Annotated in this window: 14 protein-coding genes; 7 read left to right on the forward strand and 7 right to left on the reverse strand. The window is 57.1% G+C overall.

From position 1 onward, the window contains the following. Nucleotides 1–5 precede the first annotated feature (5 nt). Nucleotides 6–266 carry an ogr/Delta-like zinc finger family protein gene (locus AC1MDT_RS14025; protein ID WP_480422581.1) on the forward strand — a complete coding sequence of 87 codons (261 nt, stop codon included), beginning with the start codon at nucleotides 6–8 and terminating at the stop codon, nucleotides 264–266. Here AC1MDT_RS14025 and AC1MDT_RS14030 read toward each other — a convergent pair. Further along, nucleotides 239–583: a hypothetical protein gene (locus tag AC1MDT_RS14030; protein ID WP_480422582.1), complete on the reverse strand. Its 345-nt coding sequence runs from the start codon at nucleotides 581–583 to the stop codon at nucleotides 239–241. The two genes, AC1MDT_RS14025 and AC1MDT_RS14030, sit on opposite strands and share 28 nt — an antisense overlap. 377 nt (nucleotides 584–960) lie before the next feature. On the opposite strand from AC1MDT_RS14030, the gene hdeA reads away from it, so the two are divergent. Further along, nucleotides 961–1,290, forward strand: coding sequence for an acid-activated periplasmic chaperone HdeA (gene hdeA / locus AC1MDT_RS14035; protein ID WP_480422584.1), 330 nt, complete (start codon nucleotides 961–963; stop codon nucleotides 1,288–1,290). Nucleotides 1,291–1,401: 111 nt separating this feature from the next. Here hdeA and AC1MDT_RS14040 read toward each other — a convergent pair whose 3' ends face one another. Next, complete coding sequence (locus AC1MDT_RS14040; protein WP_480422585.1) at nucleotides 1,402–1,638, reverse strand: hypothetical protein; 237 nt, start codon at nucleotides 1,636–1,638, stop codon at nucleotides 1,402–1,404. Between the two features lie 554 nt (nucleotides 1,639–2,192). Here AC1MDT_RS14040 and AC1MDT_RS14045 point away from each other — a divergent pair. The 4 genes from AC1MDT_RS14045 (at nucleotide 2,193) to AC1MDT_RS14060 (ending at nucleotide 6,213) form a co-directional block, all read left to right on the forward strand. Beyond that, a complete protein-coding gene (locus AC1MDT_RS14045) occupies nucleotides 2,193–3,287 on the forward strand; it encodes a phage integrase (protein WP_480422586.1) in 1,095 nt (364 codons plus the stop codon). Nucleotides 3,288–3,346: 59 nt separating this feature from the next. Then, complete coding sequence (locus AC1MDT_RS14050) at nucleotides 3,347–4,036, forward strand: crotonase/enoyl-CoA hydratase family protein (protein ID WP_480422587.1); 690 nt, start codon at nucleotides 3,347–3,349, stop codon at nucleotides 4,034–4,036. Between the two features lie 214 nt (nucleotides 4,037–4,250). Continuing rightward, the gene (locus AC1MDT_RS14055) at nucleotides 4,251–4,973 is read left to right on the forward strand and encodes a 1-acylglycerol-3-phosphate O-acyltransferase (protein ID WP_480422588.1); all 723 of its coding nucleotides are present in this window, start codon (nucleotides 4,251–4,253) and stop codon (nucleotides 4,971–4,973) included. A 268-nt stretch (nucleotides 4,974–5,241) separates the two neighbouring features. After that, a complete protein-coding gene (locus AC1MDT_RS14060) occupies nucleotides 5,242–6,213 on the forward strand; it encodes a magnesium and cobalt transport protein CorA (RefSeq protein ID WP_480422589.1) in 972 nt (323 codons plus the stop codon). Nucleotides 6,214–6,321: 108 nt separating this feature from the next. Here the strand turns inward: AC1MDT_RS14060 and AC1MDT_RS14065 are convergent, their stop codons facing one another. From AC1MDT_RS14065 to AC1MDT_RS14075, 3 genes are all read right to left on the reverse strand, one after another. Continuing rightward, nucleotides 6,322–7,044: an amidotransferase gene (locus tag AC1MDT_RS14065; RefSeq protein WP_480422590.1), complete on the reverse strand. Its 723-nt coding sequence runs from the start codon at nucleotides 7,042–7,044 to the stop codon at nucleotides 6,322–6,324. Between the two features lie 94 nt (nucleotides 7,045–7,138). After that, nucleotides 7,139–9,283 carry a 3-hydroxyacyl-CoA dehydrogenase NAD-binding domain-containing protein gene (locus tag AC1MDT_RS14070; protein WP_480422591.1) on the reverse strand — a complete coding sequence of 715 codons (2,145 nt, stop codon included), beginning with the start codon at nucleotides 9,281–9,283 and terminating at the stop codon, nucleotides 7,139–7,141. A gap of 25 nt (nucleotides 9,284–9,308) precedes the next feature. Next, the gene (locus tag AC1MDT_RS14075) at nucleotides 9,309–10,514 is read right to left on the reverse strand and encodes an acetyl-CoA C-acetyltransferase (protein ID WP_480422592.1); all 1,206 of its coding nucleotides are present in this window, start codon (nucleotides 10,512–10,514) and stop codon (nucleotides 9,309–9,311) included. Nucleotides 10,515–11,114: 600 nt separating this feature from the next. Here AC1MDT_RS14075 and AC1MDT_RS14080 point away from each other — a divergent pair. After that, nucleotides 11,115–11,936: a c-type cytochrome gene (locus AC1MDT_RS14080; protein WP_480422594.1), complete on the forward strand. Its 822-nt coding sequence runs from the start codon at nucleotides 11,115–11,117 to the stop codon at nucleotides 11,934–11,936. 59 nt (nucleotides 11,937–11,995) lie between these two features. On the opposite strand, the gene AC1MDT_RS14085 is transcribed toward AC1MDT_RS14080, so the two are convergent. Together AC1MDT_RS14085 and AC1MDT_RS14090 are read right to left on the reverse strand one after the other, a co-directional pair. After that, nucleotides 11,996–12,805, reverse strand: a complete 810-nt coding sequence (locus AC1MDT_RS14085) for a transglutaminase family protein (RefSeq protein ID WP_480422595.1) — start codon at nucleotides 12,803–12,805, stop codon at nucleotides 11,996–11,998. Then, nucleotides 12,802–13,752 carry an alpha-E domain-containing protein gene (locus AC1MDT_RS14090; RefSeq protein WP_480422597.1) on the reverse strand — a complete coding sequence of 317 codons (951 nt, stop codon included), beginning with the start codon at nucleotides 13,750–13,752 and terminating at the stop codon, nucleotides 12,802–12,804. The genes AC1MDT_RS14085 and AC1MDT_RS14090 overlap by 4 nt, the downstream gene beginning before the upstream one ends. Nucleotides 13,753–13,759: the final 7 nt, after the last annotated feature.

The following is a 13,759-nucleotide window of genomic DNA, read 5'->3' on the forward strand; positions in this document are numbered from 1 at the left end:
TGGCAATGCGAATTTACTGTAAGGAATGCGGCGGCAAAGCGCGGATCGCTTCGCGGGACGAGCTGTCACTGGTGTTCGCCAAGCTCTATTGCCAGTGCAACTCCGCGATCTGCGGCCACACCTGGGTGGCCAACCTCACGTTTTGCCATACCCTCAGCCCGTCGGCGCAGGTAGTCGACCGACTACTGCTCGACCGTCTGCGCCATATGCCTCGTACTGAGCAGCGAAAGTTATTTGATCAGTTGGGCGCGTCGCCGCCAGGATAGTTTTTCAGCATGTCCAGCGCTGTTCGAAATCTCTGAATGCTGGAAACTCCATATTCAATAAATGCTAGTCGCCCGTGCTCAGAGAGTGGTATCTCCGATGTGGATATATCCACGGCTAGGGCCAGCGAGTTCCTGCACGCCTCAAACTCTTCACGAATAATATTTAGATTAATAGCCGACTTGCTCATGCGTCCAACTCTTGTTTTTTGTAATTGGTTGACGAATTTTAGGCGCGCAAATTTTGGCTGGTCAAGGTGTTTAATGTTGGAGCTCTTACTATTTAAAGTTACAATTGATTTATTTTGTACTTTCGCCATCACGTCAAAACATTAAGTATGAAAAAGCAGGCGCCATATTTAGTGGGACTCAGCATCGATCAAAGTTAGATGAAACCGTTGATTGAGAGGTGGAACTATTTTTCGTACGGCTTGTGTTTCAGAGTTTAACAGATCGTATTGATCGTCCTAGGCGCTGTACGCACATTATCGCAAACACCGCATCGTGAAAATTTTGGACGAATCCGTCGCGCTGAAGCTTTTCGCTCGTTTGTCGTAGCCTGTGCAAATCTGCCGATACCGTTCCTGATTGTGTCCTGGAAGTGGCGAATTGAGGCTGGCTTGACTAAGGTTTGCTGGGCGCCGCCAAGAAAAGCGACCGCTTATTGTCATTAATCCATTTAATGAAGGATCTGATAATGAAGAGCAAACTAATACTTATAACAGCGTTGACGTTAACCGCCTGCTCAATGGCCATGGCCGCTGACAAAGCAAAGGAGCTTTCACAGAAACCTGTTTCACACTGGACCTGTGAAGACTTTCTTGCCGTAGATGAAAGTTTCCGACCAGACGTGGTGGCTGTTGGAGAGGTGATTAGCCGCAAAGGTAAGCCTGAAGATGCAGTAGTGGATGTTGATGGTACCCTCGCCGTTACCCCTATGTTGGTTGAGGTTTGCGGCCAGGAACCAAAGGCATCCTTTATGGAAAAACTCAAAACTGAATGGCCCAAAGCTAAAAAAGGTATGTAAATTCAAAAAAATCCACTGACAGGGTGAGATTTTTTCCCGCTGCACTCTCAAAACATGGAGGCAAACAAGGGCCTCAAAGCGCCCTTGTTTGGATATTTGTGCAGCCGGTGTTTAGGTCCTTAACCCATCGATCCGCACCAAGCCATAACGACGCTTACCTATAGTATTTTCGAACTCCGCCGCCACAAATCCATGCGGCAAAGGGATCTGCACCACACCGGAGCCGGTGTTGTGGTGCAGGAAGCGCGTGGCATCGGACAGAAAAAAGTCGCTAGGTAACTCCATCTGCTCACGAGCCTGTAGTTCCTGCTCTGCGCTGATGGCAATGATTTGACCGTCGATCAGCATGGGTTGTTTTTCCATTCTAGTATGAGGCTGTCGACGGCTTTTGGCCTGGTTCTTTTTCTCTGACCAAAATCATTCCTTGGTCGATTTTGTGACGGACGGAGCGTTCTGAGAGCCCAGCGCGACGCGCAAACTCATCAGGGGTCACGTATGGCGTGTCGATAACAATCTGCATTTGATACTCTCCATGGTTATATATTCTGAATAAGTTCCTATTTAGGATCCGTACTGGCTCCTATATAGGATCTTGTCAAGCGGAGGGATGATGGAGCTTGCGCAGAAACTTAAGGCCATACGGGTTCGGGAAGGGGTAACCCAAGCAGAGTTTTGTCAGGAGCTGGATTTCAGTATCAGCACCTACAAAAAGTGGGAAGCGGCGATGTTTGAAATGGGATACGTCCCCCTGTCGAAGATTACCAATCACCCTCGATTCAAGAAGTACACGCTCTGGTTGATGACTGAGGAAGCTGCCCCCGAGTGCGGCCAAATCAGCCCCTTGTAGCCTTTGGCAAGGAACATTTCGTGCCTTCTCACTCAATGCAACACGCGATCAGCCAATGTCTTTAAAGAAAACTGAAACCGGCGAATGGATTGTGGACTGCCGACCAGACGGGCGTGCCGGTGCACGGGTCCGAAAGAAGTTTCGAACGAAGAACGAAGCGATGGTGTTTGAACGTCGCTTGATGGGTGACGGTGCCAAAGGAGAGTTTGAGAAGAAGCCAAAACAGGACATGCGTCGGCTGTCGGACCTGGTATCGCTATGGTTCAATCTTCATGGCTGTAACCTGAAGAGAGGGGAAAAATGCCGGGCGTTCCTTGATCGGATGGTCACGAACCTGGGTGCCCCCCGCGCAGCCGATTTCTCAGCGAGCAGCTTCACTCAATATCGATCGGACAGATTGGCCGGAAAATGGGGCCGAGCGAAAATCGATCAAACCGGCAAAAGAGACGGAACCACTGCGCCCATCTCAGCCAATACAGCCAACCACGAGCTGAGCTACCTACGTGCCGTATTCAATGAGCTGGAGCGCCTGGGCGAATGGTCCGGTGAAAATCCGCTGTCCAAAGTTCGGGCGTTGAAGTTTGATCAAAGCGAAATGTCGTACCTTTCAAGCGAGCAAATAGCGCGCCTGTTGAGCCGGCTGGATCAGGAAAAGTCAGATGTAGGCGTTATAGCCCGAGTTTGTCTTTCGACGGGGGCACACTGGGCAGAGGCGGCAAATCTTGAGCCCAGTCAGGTGCGAGATGGTCGAATCTACTTCACACGCACCAAGTCATCAAAAAATCGTACCGTGCCAATCTCGTCGACGTTAGACGATCGGCTGACCGAAGCGATGCCGTTCAAATCGTCCTACAGGGAAACCTGGTACGCCTTGGCGGATGTCGTAAATGAGCTGGCCTTAGGGTTGCCGAAAGGTCAAATGACCCACGTATTGCGTCATACCTTCGCTAGTCACTACATGATGAACGGCGGAGACATCCTCACACTGCAGCGCGTGCTTGGCCACTCGACCCTGGAAATGACGATCCGCTATGCCCACTTCAGCCCAGGGCATCTCGCAGAAGTGGTCAATCTGAACCCATTAGCTGACGGCCGTGGACACTTTGTGGACAAAAAGCAACGACCAGCAATGCAAGTCGAACAGTCTTAAACCAACAATTCCCTTTAAAACAAAGGGCCATGACGAAAATACAACAAAAGGAATGCAACATGACCGAACTGATTTCATACCATCTCGAAGACGGTATCGCGACCCTGACCTTGAGCAATGGCAAGGTCAATGCCATCTCCCCGGACGTGATTGCTGCGTTTAACGCTGCGCTGGATCAGGCGGTGACTGATCGTGCGGTGGTGATCATTACGGGTCAGCCCGGGATTTTGTCGGGCGGTTATGATTTGAAGGTGATGACATCCGGCCCCAAGGAAGCGGTGTCGTTGGTGACGTCCGGTTCGACCCTGGCCCGTCGCCTGTTGTCGCACCCCTTCCCGGTGATTATGGCGTGCCCTGGGCATGCGGTGGCCAAGGGTGCGTTCCTGCTGCTGTCGGCGGATTACCGCATTGGTGTCGACGGCCCGTTCAGTATTGGTCTGAACGAAGTGCAGATCGGCATGACCATGCACCACGCCGGTATCGAGCTCGCGCGTGATCGTCTGCGCAAGTCGGCATTCCATCGTTCGGTGATCAATGGCGAGATGTTCAATCCGCAGAGCGCCGTGGATGCAGGGTTCCTCGACGTGGTGGTGTCGGCCGAAGAGCTGCAAGGCGCCGCGCTGGCGGCGGCTCGTCAGTTGAAGAAGATCAACATGACGGCCCACAAGAACACCAAGCTGAAAGTACGCAAAGCGTTGCTGGAGACGCTGGACAACGCGATCATTCTGGATCAGGAGCACATGGGTTAAGTCCCGGCGCGCTGTATGAAAAAGCCCGACCGTCTCGTCGGGCTTTTTCGTATGCGCCCCGTTTAAATTCCTACAAGCGCTCTTGAACGCGTCTGACCATTAAGTCGGAAACATGCGCTCAAACATCAGCTATCTCCTACCTCTATAGCGGCAATTGCCGAAGACAGTGCACATCCGTACACTGCGCCACCTTTTGTCCCGGTGGGGCCTGTAAATGCTGTTTGTGTTCCGTATGTTATTGATGAGCCTGCACTTTATTGTGGCCGGTGTGCTTGGGGTGATGCTCGGTCTGTGCCGACCGTTCAACCCGGACAACAGTCGCTTGTGCGCGCGCCTGTATGCGTTGCCGGCGATGTGCATTTTGCGTCTGCGGGTGAAGGCTGAAGTCGGGCCATTGATGGATAAACCGGACAGCTGCGTCATCATCGCCAACCACCAATCCAACTACGATCTGTTTGTATTCGGCAATGTGGTGCCCCGCCGTACCGTCTGCATCGGCAAGAAAAGCCTGAAATGGGTGCCACTGTTTGGTCAGTTATTCTGGCTCGCGGGCAATGTATTGATCGACCGCGGCAATGCGCATAAGGCGCGTCAATCGATGCTGACCACCACCCACACCCTGCAAAATGAAGACACCTCAATCTGGGTCTTCCCGGAAGGCACGCGCAACCTCGGTGAGGACTTGCTGCCGTTCAAGAAAGGCGCTTTCCAGATGGCGATTGCCGCCGGCGTCCCGATCGTGCCGGTGTGTGTCAGCAGCTACGTCAAACACATGCGATTGAACCGCTGGCGCAGTGGGAAAATTCTGATCCGCTCCTTGCCGGCGATTCCTACGGCTGGCTTGAGCCTGGATGACATGCCGCTGCTGATTGCACAGTGCCGCGAGCAGATGCGCGAGTGCATCGCGTCGATGGATCGGCAACTGCAAGCCGCCTGATACAGAAACTCGCCCTGTGCGTAATGCCGTTGTAGGAGCGAGCTTGCTCCGGGCGGCGTTCCGACGAAAAACCGGAGAGCGCATGGTTGCACCAGCCGGTCCGCGTCATCGTTAACGACCATCGTCGGATCGCCGCCCGGACCAAGCTCGCTCCTACATTGACGAACTCCGCAGAGTTTGCTGACTCTGAAGTAGCAGACAAGGCTAAGCTGAACATTGCCTACCACTGCTTTTCGTTAAGCGCCTAAATAAGAAGTGAACCACCATCATGGGTAGAGTTGTTGCTGCTGCGGTTTACAGCGCCGGTAAAAAAGTCACCAATATCACCCTCGACGAAGGCGCCGCCTGGGCTGCCAAGCCTGATCACTTTGTCTGGATCGGGCTTGAAGAGCCGAACGCCCAGGAGCTGGCCAATCTGCAACGCCAGTTCCACCTGCACGAACTGGCCATCGAAGACGCCCTGGAAAAACACAGTCGACCGAAGCTCGAAACCTTCGGCGATGCGCTGTTTATCGTCACCTATTCGCCGATCCGCCATGAAGGCAAGCTTGAGTTCATCGAGACCCACATCTTCGCCGGCAATGGCTACATCATTACTGCACGCAACGGTCACTCGGCGTCCTACTCCCATGTCCGACAACGGTGTGAGGCGCGTCCGTTGTTGCTCGATCACGGGGAAGATTTCGTGCTCTACGCCCTCCTCGACTTCGTGATCGAAAACTACCAGCCGGTGGGCGAAGCGATCCATGCCGAGATCGATGAGCTGGAACGCAATGTGCTGGGCAGCTCGTTGAGCGAACACGACATCCAGAAACTCCATAGCCTGCGCCGTGATGTGTTGCGTTTACGCCGCTACGCGGCACCGATGGTGGAGATCGGTGAAGAGCTGCAGAACCTGAGCTTTCCGTTCATCCACAAGAACATGCGCCCGTACTTCCGTGATGTGCAGATTCATGTGACGCGACAGATGGAAGACCTGACAACACTGGCGGACATCGCCAGCCAGACGATCGAGGTTGGGGTATTGCTGGAGGCGGCACGGCAAAGTGTGGTGCAACGCAAGTTCGCGGCATGGGCGGGGATTCTGGCGTTCCCGACGGCGGTGGCCGGGATTTACGGGATGAACTTCCAGAACATGCCAGAGTTGAGCTGGCAATACGGGTACTTTGCGGTGTTGGGGTTTATTACGGTGGGTTGCGCGGGATTGTGGGCGAGCTTCAAGAAGTCGGGGTGGTTGTAGTCAATACCGAGTCGCCTGTGAAATTCGCGAGCAGGCTCGCTCCCACACTGATCTCAGCAATATCAAAGATCTAATGTGGGAGCGAGCCTGCTCGCGAAGCTTTTAGCGTTAAACAGCTTCTGGCTTATGCGCCACAAATCGCATCATCCACTCCGCAACCGTCGTGCCGTGATGCTCATGTTCAAGGCTGGCCACACCTTTGGAGTAAACCTGTTCGCCCAGCGCTTGCTGGCGAATGTCCAGCAACGCCCGCGAATAATCGTGGATGAACTCCGGATGCCCCTGGAAGCACAGCACCTGATCGTTGATGTGGTAGGCGGCAAACGGGCAGAAATCGCTGGAGGCGATGACCGTGGCATTTTCAGGTAACGCCGTGACCTGATCCTGATGGCTGATCAACAAGGTCAGCTCCTCGCGCACCGGGCTCATCCACGGCGCCTTGGCCGCGAGTTTGTAGTTATGCGTGCCGACGCCCCAGCCTTGGGTCGCACGCTCACTCTTGCCGCCCAGCAACAGCGCCAGCAACTGATGGCCGAAGCACACGCCCAGCAGCTTGTCGCCGCGCTTGTAGCGAGTCAGCAGGTAAGTCTTGAGGGTTTCAATCCACGGGTCGGTGCCGAAGGAGTCGGCCTTGCTGCCAGTGACCAGGTAGGCGTTAAACGTCAGGTCATCACTAGGGTATTCGCCCTGCATCACGTTGTAGACGGTGAACTCGGCCGCGATGGGTTGCTGTGAAAACAGGCGCTGGAACATCTGCCCGTAACCCTGATATTGATCGACCAGTTCCGGACGCAGGATGTCGGTTTCCAGAATGCAGATGCGTAACGACATAAAAAATACCTGACACATGATGGGAATAATGCACACCCCAGAGCCTGCCTTGAAACACCGTGGCAAGGCAAGCCCCGGAACACGTCACCGGTCCCTAAAACACCTCCCCTTTAGCCGCTTTTTCCAGCAGCAGTGCAGGCGGTGCGAACCGCTCGCCGTATTGCTCGGCGAGATACTGGGCGCGGGCGACAAAATCCTTCACGCCATACTGGTTGATGAATTGCAGCGCGCCTCCGGTCCAGGTTGCGAAACCAATGCCAAAGATCGAGCCGACGTTGGCGTCCGCCGTCGAGGTCAGCACGCCCTCCTCCACACAACGCACGGTTTCGATGGCTTGTACAAACAACAGGCGATCACGCACGTCTTTCGGCGAAATCTGCCCGTCGGCCTTCTCAAAGCGGGTTTTCAGTTCAGGCCATAAATGCTTCTGTCCACCGGCCGGGTAATCGTAGAACCCCCCTCCAGCGGCCTTGCCCGGACGCTTGTATTGGTTAAGCAGCAAATCAATCACAGCGAATGCCGGATGCTCAATCAGCGGTTTCCCTTCTGAATGCAGGTCTTTGGCAGTTTGCTGGCGGATATGGCTCATGAGGCTGAGGGAAACTTCGTCGGAGATCGCCAGAGGCCCGATGGGCATCCCGGCCTTGCGGGCTTCGGTCTCAATCATCGGCGCACTCACGCCTTCGCCGAGCATGGCGATGCCTTCGTTGGTGAAGGTGCCGAACACCCGCGAAGTGAAGAAGCCGCGACTGTCGTTGACCACAATCGGGGTTTTCTTGATTTGCAGTACGAAATCGAAGCCGCGAGCCAGGGTTTCGTCACTGGTGTGGCGACCTTTGATGATTTCCACCAGCCGCATTTTCTCCACCGGGCTGAAAAAATGCAGGCCGATAAACGTTGTCTGATCCGGCACGGCAGTGGCCAGGCCGCTGATCGGCAGGGTCGAGGTGTTAGAAGCGATGACGGCGCCCGGACCGACAACTTTTTGCGCAGCCGATGAGACCTTGGCCTTGAGCTCGCGATCTTCAAACACCGCCTCAATGATCAGATCGCAACCGGCCAGGTCGGCTTCGCTTTCGGTGGTGCGGATCCGCGCCAGGATCGCCTCACGCTGCTCAGGGAGCATCTGCCCGCAAGTGACTTTCTTGTCCAGCAGCGCGGCCGAGTGTGCCTTGCCCTTTTCCGCCGCCACGAGGTTGATGTCTTTGAGCACCACCTCGATGCCCGCCGAGGCGCTGACAAATGCGATACCGGCGCCCATCATTCCGGCGCCGAGCACGCCCACCCGACGCGTGACGTAGGGCGCAAAGCCCTGAGGCCGCGAGCCGCCAGCATTGATCTCGTTGAGCTGGAACCAGAACGTGCCAATCAGGTTTTTCGAAATCTGGCCGGTGGTCAGCTCGGTGAAGTACCGGGTTTCAATCAGATGCGCCGTGTCGAAATCCACCTGAGCGCCTTCTACCGCCGCGCAGAGAATCTTCTCCGGCGCCGGCAGGCAGCCTTGGGTTTTATTGCGCAGAATCGATGGCGCAATGACCAGCATCTGCGCGACTTTTGGATTCGACGGCGTGCCACCTGGAATCGCGTAGCCCTTCACATCCCAACACTGCATCGCCGTCGGATGGGCAACAATCCAGGCCCGCGCCTTACTCATCAGTTCATCGTGATCATTCGCCAGCGCGTCGATCAAACCAGCGTGCAACGCTTGTTGCGGACCAATCTTTTTGCCTTCGAGCAGGTACGGCAAGGCTTTTTCGAGGCCCAGCAAGCGGACCATGCGCACTACCCCACCGCCACCCGGCAGCAAGCCGAGCGTCACTTCCGGCAGGCCGAGCTGCACCGACGGATTGTCCAGTGCAACCCGGTGATGGCAGGCCAGGCAGATCTCCCAGCCACCGCCCAATGCCGCGCCGTTGATCGCCGCGACCACCGGTTTGCCGAGGGTTTCCAGGGTGCGCAACTGGCCCTTCAATCTCAGCACCATCTCATAAAAAGCCTTGGCTTCAGGTTTGCCGACCTTGATCAATTCATTGAGGTCGCCCCCGGCGAAGAAGGTCTTTTTAGCCGAAGTAATGATGACGCCGGCGATGGCGTCCTTGTCGGCCACCAGGCGGGCGACACAGTCAGCCATGGCCTCGCGGTACACCGCGTTCATGGTGTTGGCGCTCTGGCCCGGCAGGTCGATGGTCAGGACGACAATCTGATCCTTACCTTTTTCATAACGAATGGCGTCGGTCATTAGATGTTTCCTTGAAGTCGGGGGCTCAGAGGCGTTCGATGATAGTGGCAATGCCCATGCCGCCGCCGACACACAGCGTCGCAAGGCCATAGCGCAGGCGCCGGGTTTCCAGTTCATCGAGTAGCGTGCCGAGAATCGCGCAGCCGGTGGCGCCCAGCGGGTGACCCAGGGCGATGGAGCCGCCGTTGACGTTGACCTTGTCCGGGTCGATGCCCATGTCCTTGATGAATTTCAGCACCACGGACGCGAAGGCTTCGTTGACCTCGAACAGGTCGATGTCTTCGACCCGCAACCCGGCCTTGGCCAGCGCTTTGCGGGTGGCCGGCGCGGGGCCGGTAAGCATGATGGTCGGATCGGTGCTGGTCACCGCGGTGGCCACGATTCGCGCCCGTGGCTGCAAGCCCAGTTCACGGCCCTTGGCCTCGGAACCGATCAGCATCAACGCCGCGCCATCGACGATGCCCGAACTGTTGCCCGGCGTGTGGACGTGGTTGATCCGCTCTACATGGCTGTAGACCCGCAACGCAGTGGCGTCGAAGCCCATTTGCCCGATCATCTCGAAACTTGGCTTGAGCTTGCCCAGGCCTTCCAGGGTTGACTCGGCGCGAATGAACTCATCGTGATCGAGCAGGATGATGCCGTTCTGGTCCTGCACCGGCACCAGTGACTTGTTGAACGAACCATTCGCCCGCGCACGCGCGGCCTTTTGCTGGGAGTGCAGCGCGTAGGCATCGACGTCCTGGCGGCTGAAGCCTTCGAGCGTGGCGATCAGATCGGCCCCCACCCCCTGCGGGGTAAAATGACTGTGCAAATTGGTTTCCGGGTCCAGCGCCCACGCCCCGCCGTCGCTGCCCATCGGCACCCGGGACATGGACTCGACGCCGCCGACCACCACCAGGTCTTCGAAGCCGGAACGCACTTTCATCGCCCCCAGGTTTACCGCCTCCAGACCCGAAGCGCAGAAGCGATTGATCTGGACGCCCGCCACGCTGACGTCCCAATCCGCGACCTGGGTTGCGGTCTTGGCGATGTCGGAGCCCTGATCGCCAATCGGGGTCACGCAACCAAGCACCACATCGTCAACCTGACGGGTGTCCAGAGAGGTGCGCTGCTGCAACGCCTTGAGCAGCCCGGCCACCAGATTTACCGGTTTGATGCTGTGCAAGGCGCCATCGGCCTTGCCTTTGCCACGGGGCGTGCGTAAAGCGTCGAAAATCAAAGCTTGGGTCATGACGTCCTCGAACCTGGGCGGTGAGCAAATTCACCGCTCCCACTCTTGGGCCGAGCCGCCATGGATTCAATGACCGCAGTGCTCACTGGCGTTGACGGACACGCTCAGACGGACGGTCGTGCGCTGCCGGATTAACCGTTTCAGGACAGCAAGCTGTCTAGCAAAAGGGCGCCAAAGAAGCTGGCAATAGGCCTCATGCCTTTTTAATAGCAATTAGGCGCAACACCATACGAAATGGATCTAAACCACGAGTGACGCGGGCTCTAAGGTGAAGTGGTACGAAGTTGTCGTCGGGTTTTGCCGAGGCGCTCGTGCAACAGGAAGTGAAACGCTCTGCCGTCATGGAGAAATGCAGGCAGGCATCGGGAAATAACAAAAAAGGCGGTCAAGCCATGTTTAAACATTCGAAAGTACGTCAAGCCGGGCTCATTCTATTCGCCACTACCCTGTTGTTGATTTTGCCGAACCTGACCAAGGTGATCGGCTAGTCGGTTATTAAAAATACGGCGCCAGGGTTTTAACAATCGCCTGATTAAAAATGTTGCTGGCTCGCTACCCGGGCCAGCGCGGGTGTGCCAACCTCTATGGCACTTCCACGACATGGACGGCGATCATTTGAAAGCGCTAATTCTGTTGGGGGCCTTGCTGCTCAGCAGGCCCCTTTATGCCGCACAGCTGAATCTGGAGCTGGGCGCGAGCAGTCGCACCTGGCAGACCGAGGAGCTGCTCAAGCATCCTCAGGTTCAGACCATCACGATTAACAACGACGTTTCTTACAAACGGGACATGAGCTATCGCGCCGTTCCCGTGGCGGCGTTGTTGACCGGCATCAAGCCTGGGGACCATCTGCAAGCGGTGGCGCTGGACGGTTTTGCCGCTGAAATGGCGGCTGCACCGTTGCTCAACGCCAAGGGTTCACGGGCCTGGCTTGCCATTGAAGACCCGGCCAAGCCGTGGCCCGCACTGTCTGAAGGCAAGCCGAGTGCCGGGCCGTTTTACCTGGTCTGGACGGATCCGCAGGCAGGCAATATCAGCCCCGAGCAATGGCCGTTTCAGGTCGCCAGTATCAAGCGCCTGGCGCCAGTGGCAGAGCGCTTCCCTGCTCTGCTGCCCGATCCAGCGTTAAAGGCTGACGACCCGGTCAATCAGGGGTTTGCACTGTTTCAGAAGAATTGCCTGGCATGCCATCGACTCAATGGCGCGGGGGATGCGCAGTTTGGGCCGGACCTGAACATTCCGTTTAACCCGACCGAGTACTTTGGCGCCGAGTTCCTCAAGCGCTACATCCGTGATCCGCAGAGTTTGCGGCAGTGGCCGCAGGCGAAGATGCCGGGATTCGAGGCGACGGTGTTACCGGAGGCGGATCTGGACATGTTGGTGGGGTATTTGAAGCATATGGCGGGGCGCAAGGTTAAGCCCTGATATCCACACCCTGTGGGAGCGAGCCTGCTCGCTCCCACAGGGTTTAGCAATGCCCAGGTTTACTGCTGTTGCACCGAGATCACTGGCATCGGCGTCGGCGACACAAACACCTTCGCATGCATCTGCTCGCAACCACCGCCCCGGCGCATGCCGCGCACCGGGCAGGCATCCAGGTAATCCAGGCCCACCGCCAATTTCAAATGCCGCTCGGGCCGAGCCAGTTCATTGGTGACGTCAAAACTGTACCAGGCATCATCGAGCCAGGCTTCGGCCCAGGCGTGACTGGCCAGGTGTTCGCTGCTTTCGCTGTACAAATACCCCGACACGTAACGCGCCGGAATGCCCAGGCTGCGGGTACAGGCCAGAAAGGCATGGGCGTGGTCCTGGCAGACGCCTGCACGCCCGGCGAAGGCCTGGGCGGCGCTGGTGTCCACTTCGGTGGAACCCGGCGTGTAGGTCATGTGCTGGTTCAGGCCATGCATCAAGTCGATCAACGCCGTGCGATCCCGGCGCTTTTTGCATTCCTTTTGTGCGAACGCGCGCAGCGCTTCGTCGGCTTCGGTCAGCCGGGTGAAACGCAGGAACGGCAGCGCCGACTGGCTCTCATGCTCTGCTTCACGCAGTTCGTCGATATCCACCTGGCCACGGGCGCCGATGATGATCGCCTCGTGGGGCTCGTCCATGGTCAGCACGTGCAGGATGTTGCCGAACGGATCGAGTTGCGCGCGCACCGGGCGCGGCAGGTCGAGCTGCCAGCTGAGCACATGCTGGCGCTCGCTGTCGTGGGGGGTCAGTCGCAGGTACTGGATGCTCGCCCGCACCTGATCTTCGTAGTGATAGGTGGTCTCGTGGCTAATGGAAAGTCTCATGCAGCCTCCAGGTAGGAACTGTGAATGGCATTGCCCAACTGGCGCACCAGCGGGATGAACTCGGTCAGCCAGGCATGCAGGCCTTCATCGAGAATTTCAGTGATGCCGGTGTAACGCAGGCGCGCGTCCATCTCCGCTGCCAGACGTTGTGCAGGACGTCCGTTGGCGCCCGGCAGCTGGGCCAGGATTTGATCGATTTCTTCGGTGCAGGCACGCAAGGAGCGCGGAACATCAGCGCGCAACAGCAACAGTTCGGCCACATGCCGGGCGCCGGGCGCATCGCGGTAGATCTCGGTGTAGGCCTCGAACGACGACAGGGCCCGCAACAAAGCGCTCCACTGGTAATAGGCGTGAGCCGTGCCGTCGCTGACCGCTTCGGCCTGATCACCGGCCATTTCGTAACGCGCATCGAGCAGGCGCAAGGTGTTGTCAGCCCGTTCGATAAACGTCCCCAACCGAATGAAACGGAACGCGTCGTTGCGCATGATGGTGCCGTAGGACGCGCCACGGAACAGGTGAGAACGCTCCTTGATCCACTCGCAGAAACGGCTCATGCCGTAACGACTCAAGCCCTGGTCGGCGATCCCGCGAATGTCCAGCCAGGTGGCGTTGATGTTTTCCCACATGTCGGCGGTGATTCGCCCACGCACCGCATGGGCGCTGGCCCGCGCCGCACCGAGGCAACTGTAGATGCTCGCCGGGTTGGCCGCGTCCAACGCAAAAAAGTGCAGCAGCCGTTCGGCGTGCAGTTCGCCATGGCGTTCCAGGTAATCGTCCAGCGTGCCGGTGATCAACAGCGGCATGGCCAGTTCATGCAAACCGTCACCGCGACCATCCTGTGGCATCAGTGACAGTGAATAACTGATATCGAGCATCCGGGCGAGGTTTTCCGCCCGCTCCAGGTAACGCGACATCCAATACAAATCCGAGGCAGTTCTACTTAACATGGCAGGC

The organism is Pseudomonas sp. ASL7 (genome assembly GCF_056680375.1).

Excerpts from the sequence above, each read along its gene's own strand:
- AC1MDT_RS14025 (WP_480422581.1), top strand. The coding sequence starts at position 6 with ATGCGAATTTACTGTAAGGAATGCGGCGGCAAAGCGCGGATCGCTTCG.
- AC1MDT_RS14030 (WP_480422582.1), bottom strand. The coding sequence starts at position 583 with ATGGCGAAAGTACAAAATAAATCAATTGTAACTTTAAATAGTAAGAGC.
- hdeA (WP_480422584.1), top strand. The coding sequence starts at position 961 with ATGAAGAGCAAACTAATACTTATAACAGCGTTGACGTTAACCGCCTGC.
- AC1MDT_RS14040 (WP_480422585.1), bottom strand. The coding sequence starts at position 1,638 with ATGCTGATCGACGGTCAAATCATTGCCATCAGCGCAGAGCAGGAACTA.
- AC1MDT_RS14045 (WP_480422586.1), top strand. The coding sequence starts at position 2,193 with ATGTCTTTAAAGAAAACTGAAACCGGCGAATGGATTGTGGACTGCCGA.
- AC1MDT_RS14050 (WP_480422587.1), top strand. The coding sequence starts at position 3,347 with ATGACCGAACTGATTTCATACCATCTCGAAGACGGTATCGCGACCCTG.
- AC1MDT_RS14055 (WP_480422588.1), top strand. The coding sequence starts at position 4,251 with ATGCTGTTTGTGTTCCGTATGTTATTGATGAGCCTGCACTTTATTGTG.
- AC1MDT_RS14060 (WP_480422589.1), top strand. The coding sequence starts at position 5,242 with ATGGGTAGAGTTGTTGCTGCTGCGGTTTACAGCGCCGGTAAAAAAGTC.
- AC1MDT_RS14065 (WP_480422590.1), bottom strand. The coding sequence starts at position 7,044 with ATGTCGTTACGCATCTGCATTCTGGAAACCGACATCCTGCGTCCGGAA.
- AC1MDT_RS14070 (WP_480422591.1), bottom strand. The coding sequence starts at position 9,283 with ATGACCGACGCCATTCGTTATGAAAAAGGTAAGGATCAGATTGTCGTC.
- AC1MDT_RS14075 (WP_480422592.1), bottom strand. The coding sequence starts at position 10,514 with ATGACCCAAGCTTTGATTTTCGACGCTTTACGCACGCCCCGTGGCAAA.
- AC1MDT_RS14080 (WP_480422594.1), top strand. The coding sequence starts at position 11,115 with ATGGACGGCGATCATTTGAAAGCGCTAATTCTGTTGGGGGCCTTGCTG.
- AC1MDT_RS14085 (WP_480422595.1), bottom strand. The coding sequence starts at position 12,805 with ATGAGACTTTCCATTAGCCACGAGACCACCTATCACTACGAAGATCAG.
- AC1MDT_RS14090 (WP_480422597.1), bottom strand. The coding sequence starts at position 13,752 with ATGTTAAGTAGAACTGCCTCGGATTTGTATTGGATGTCGCGTTACCTG.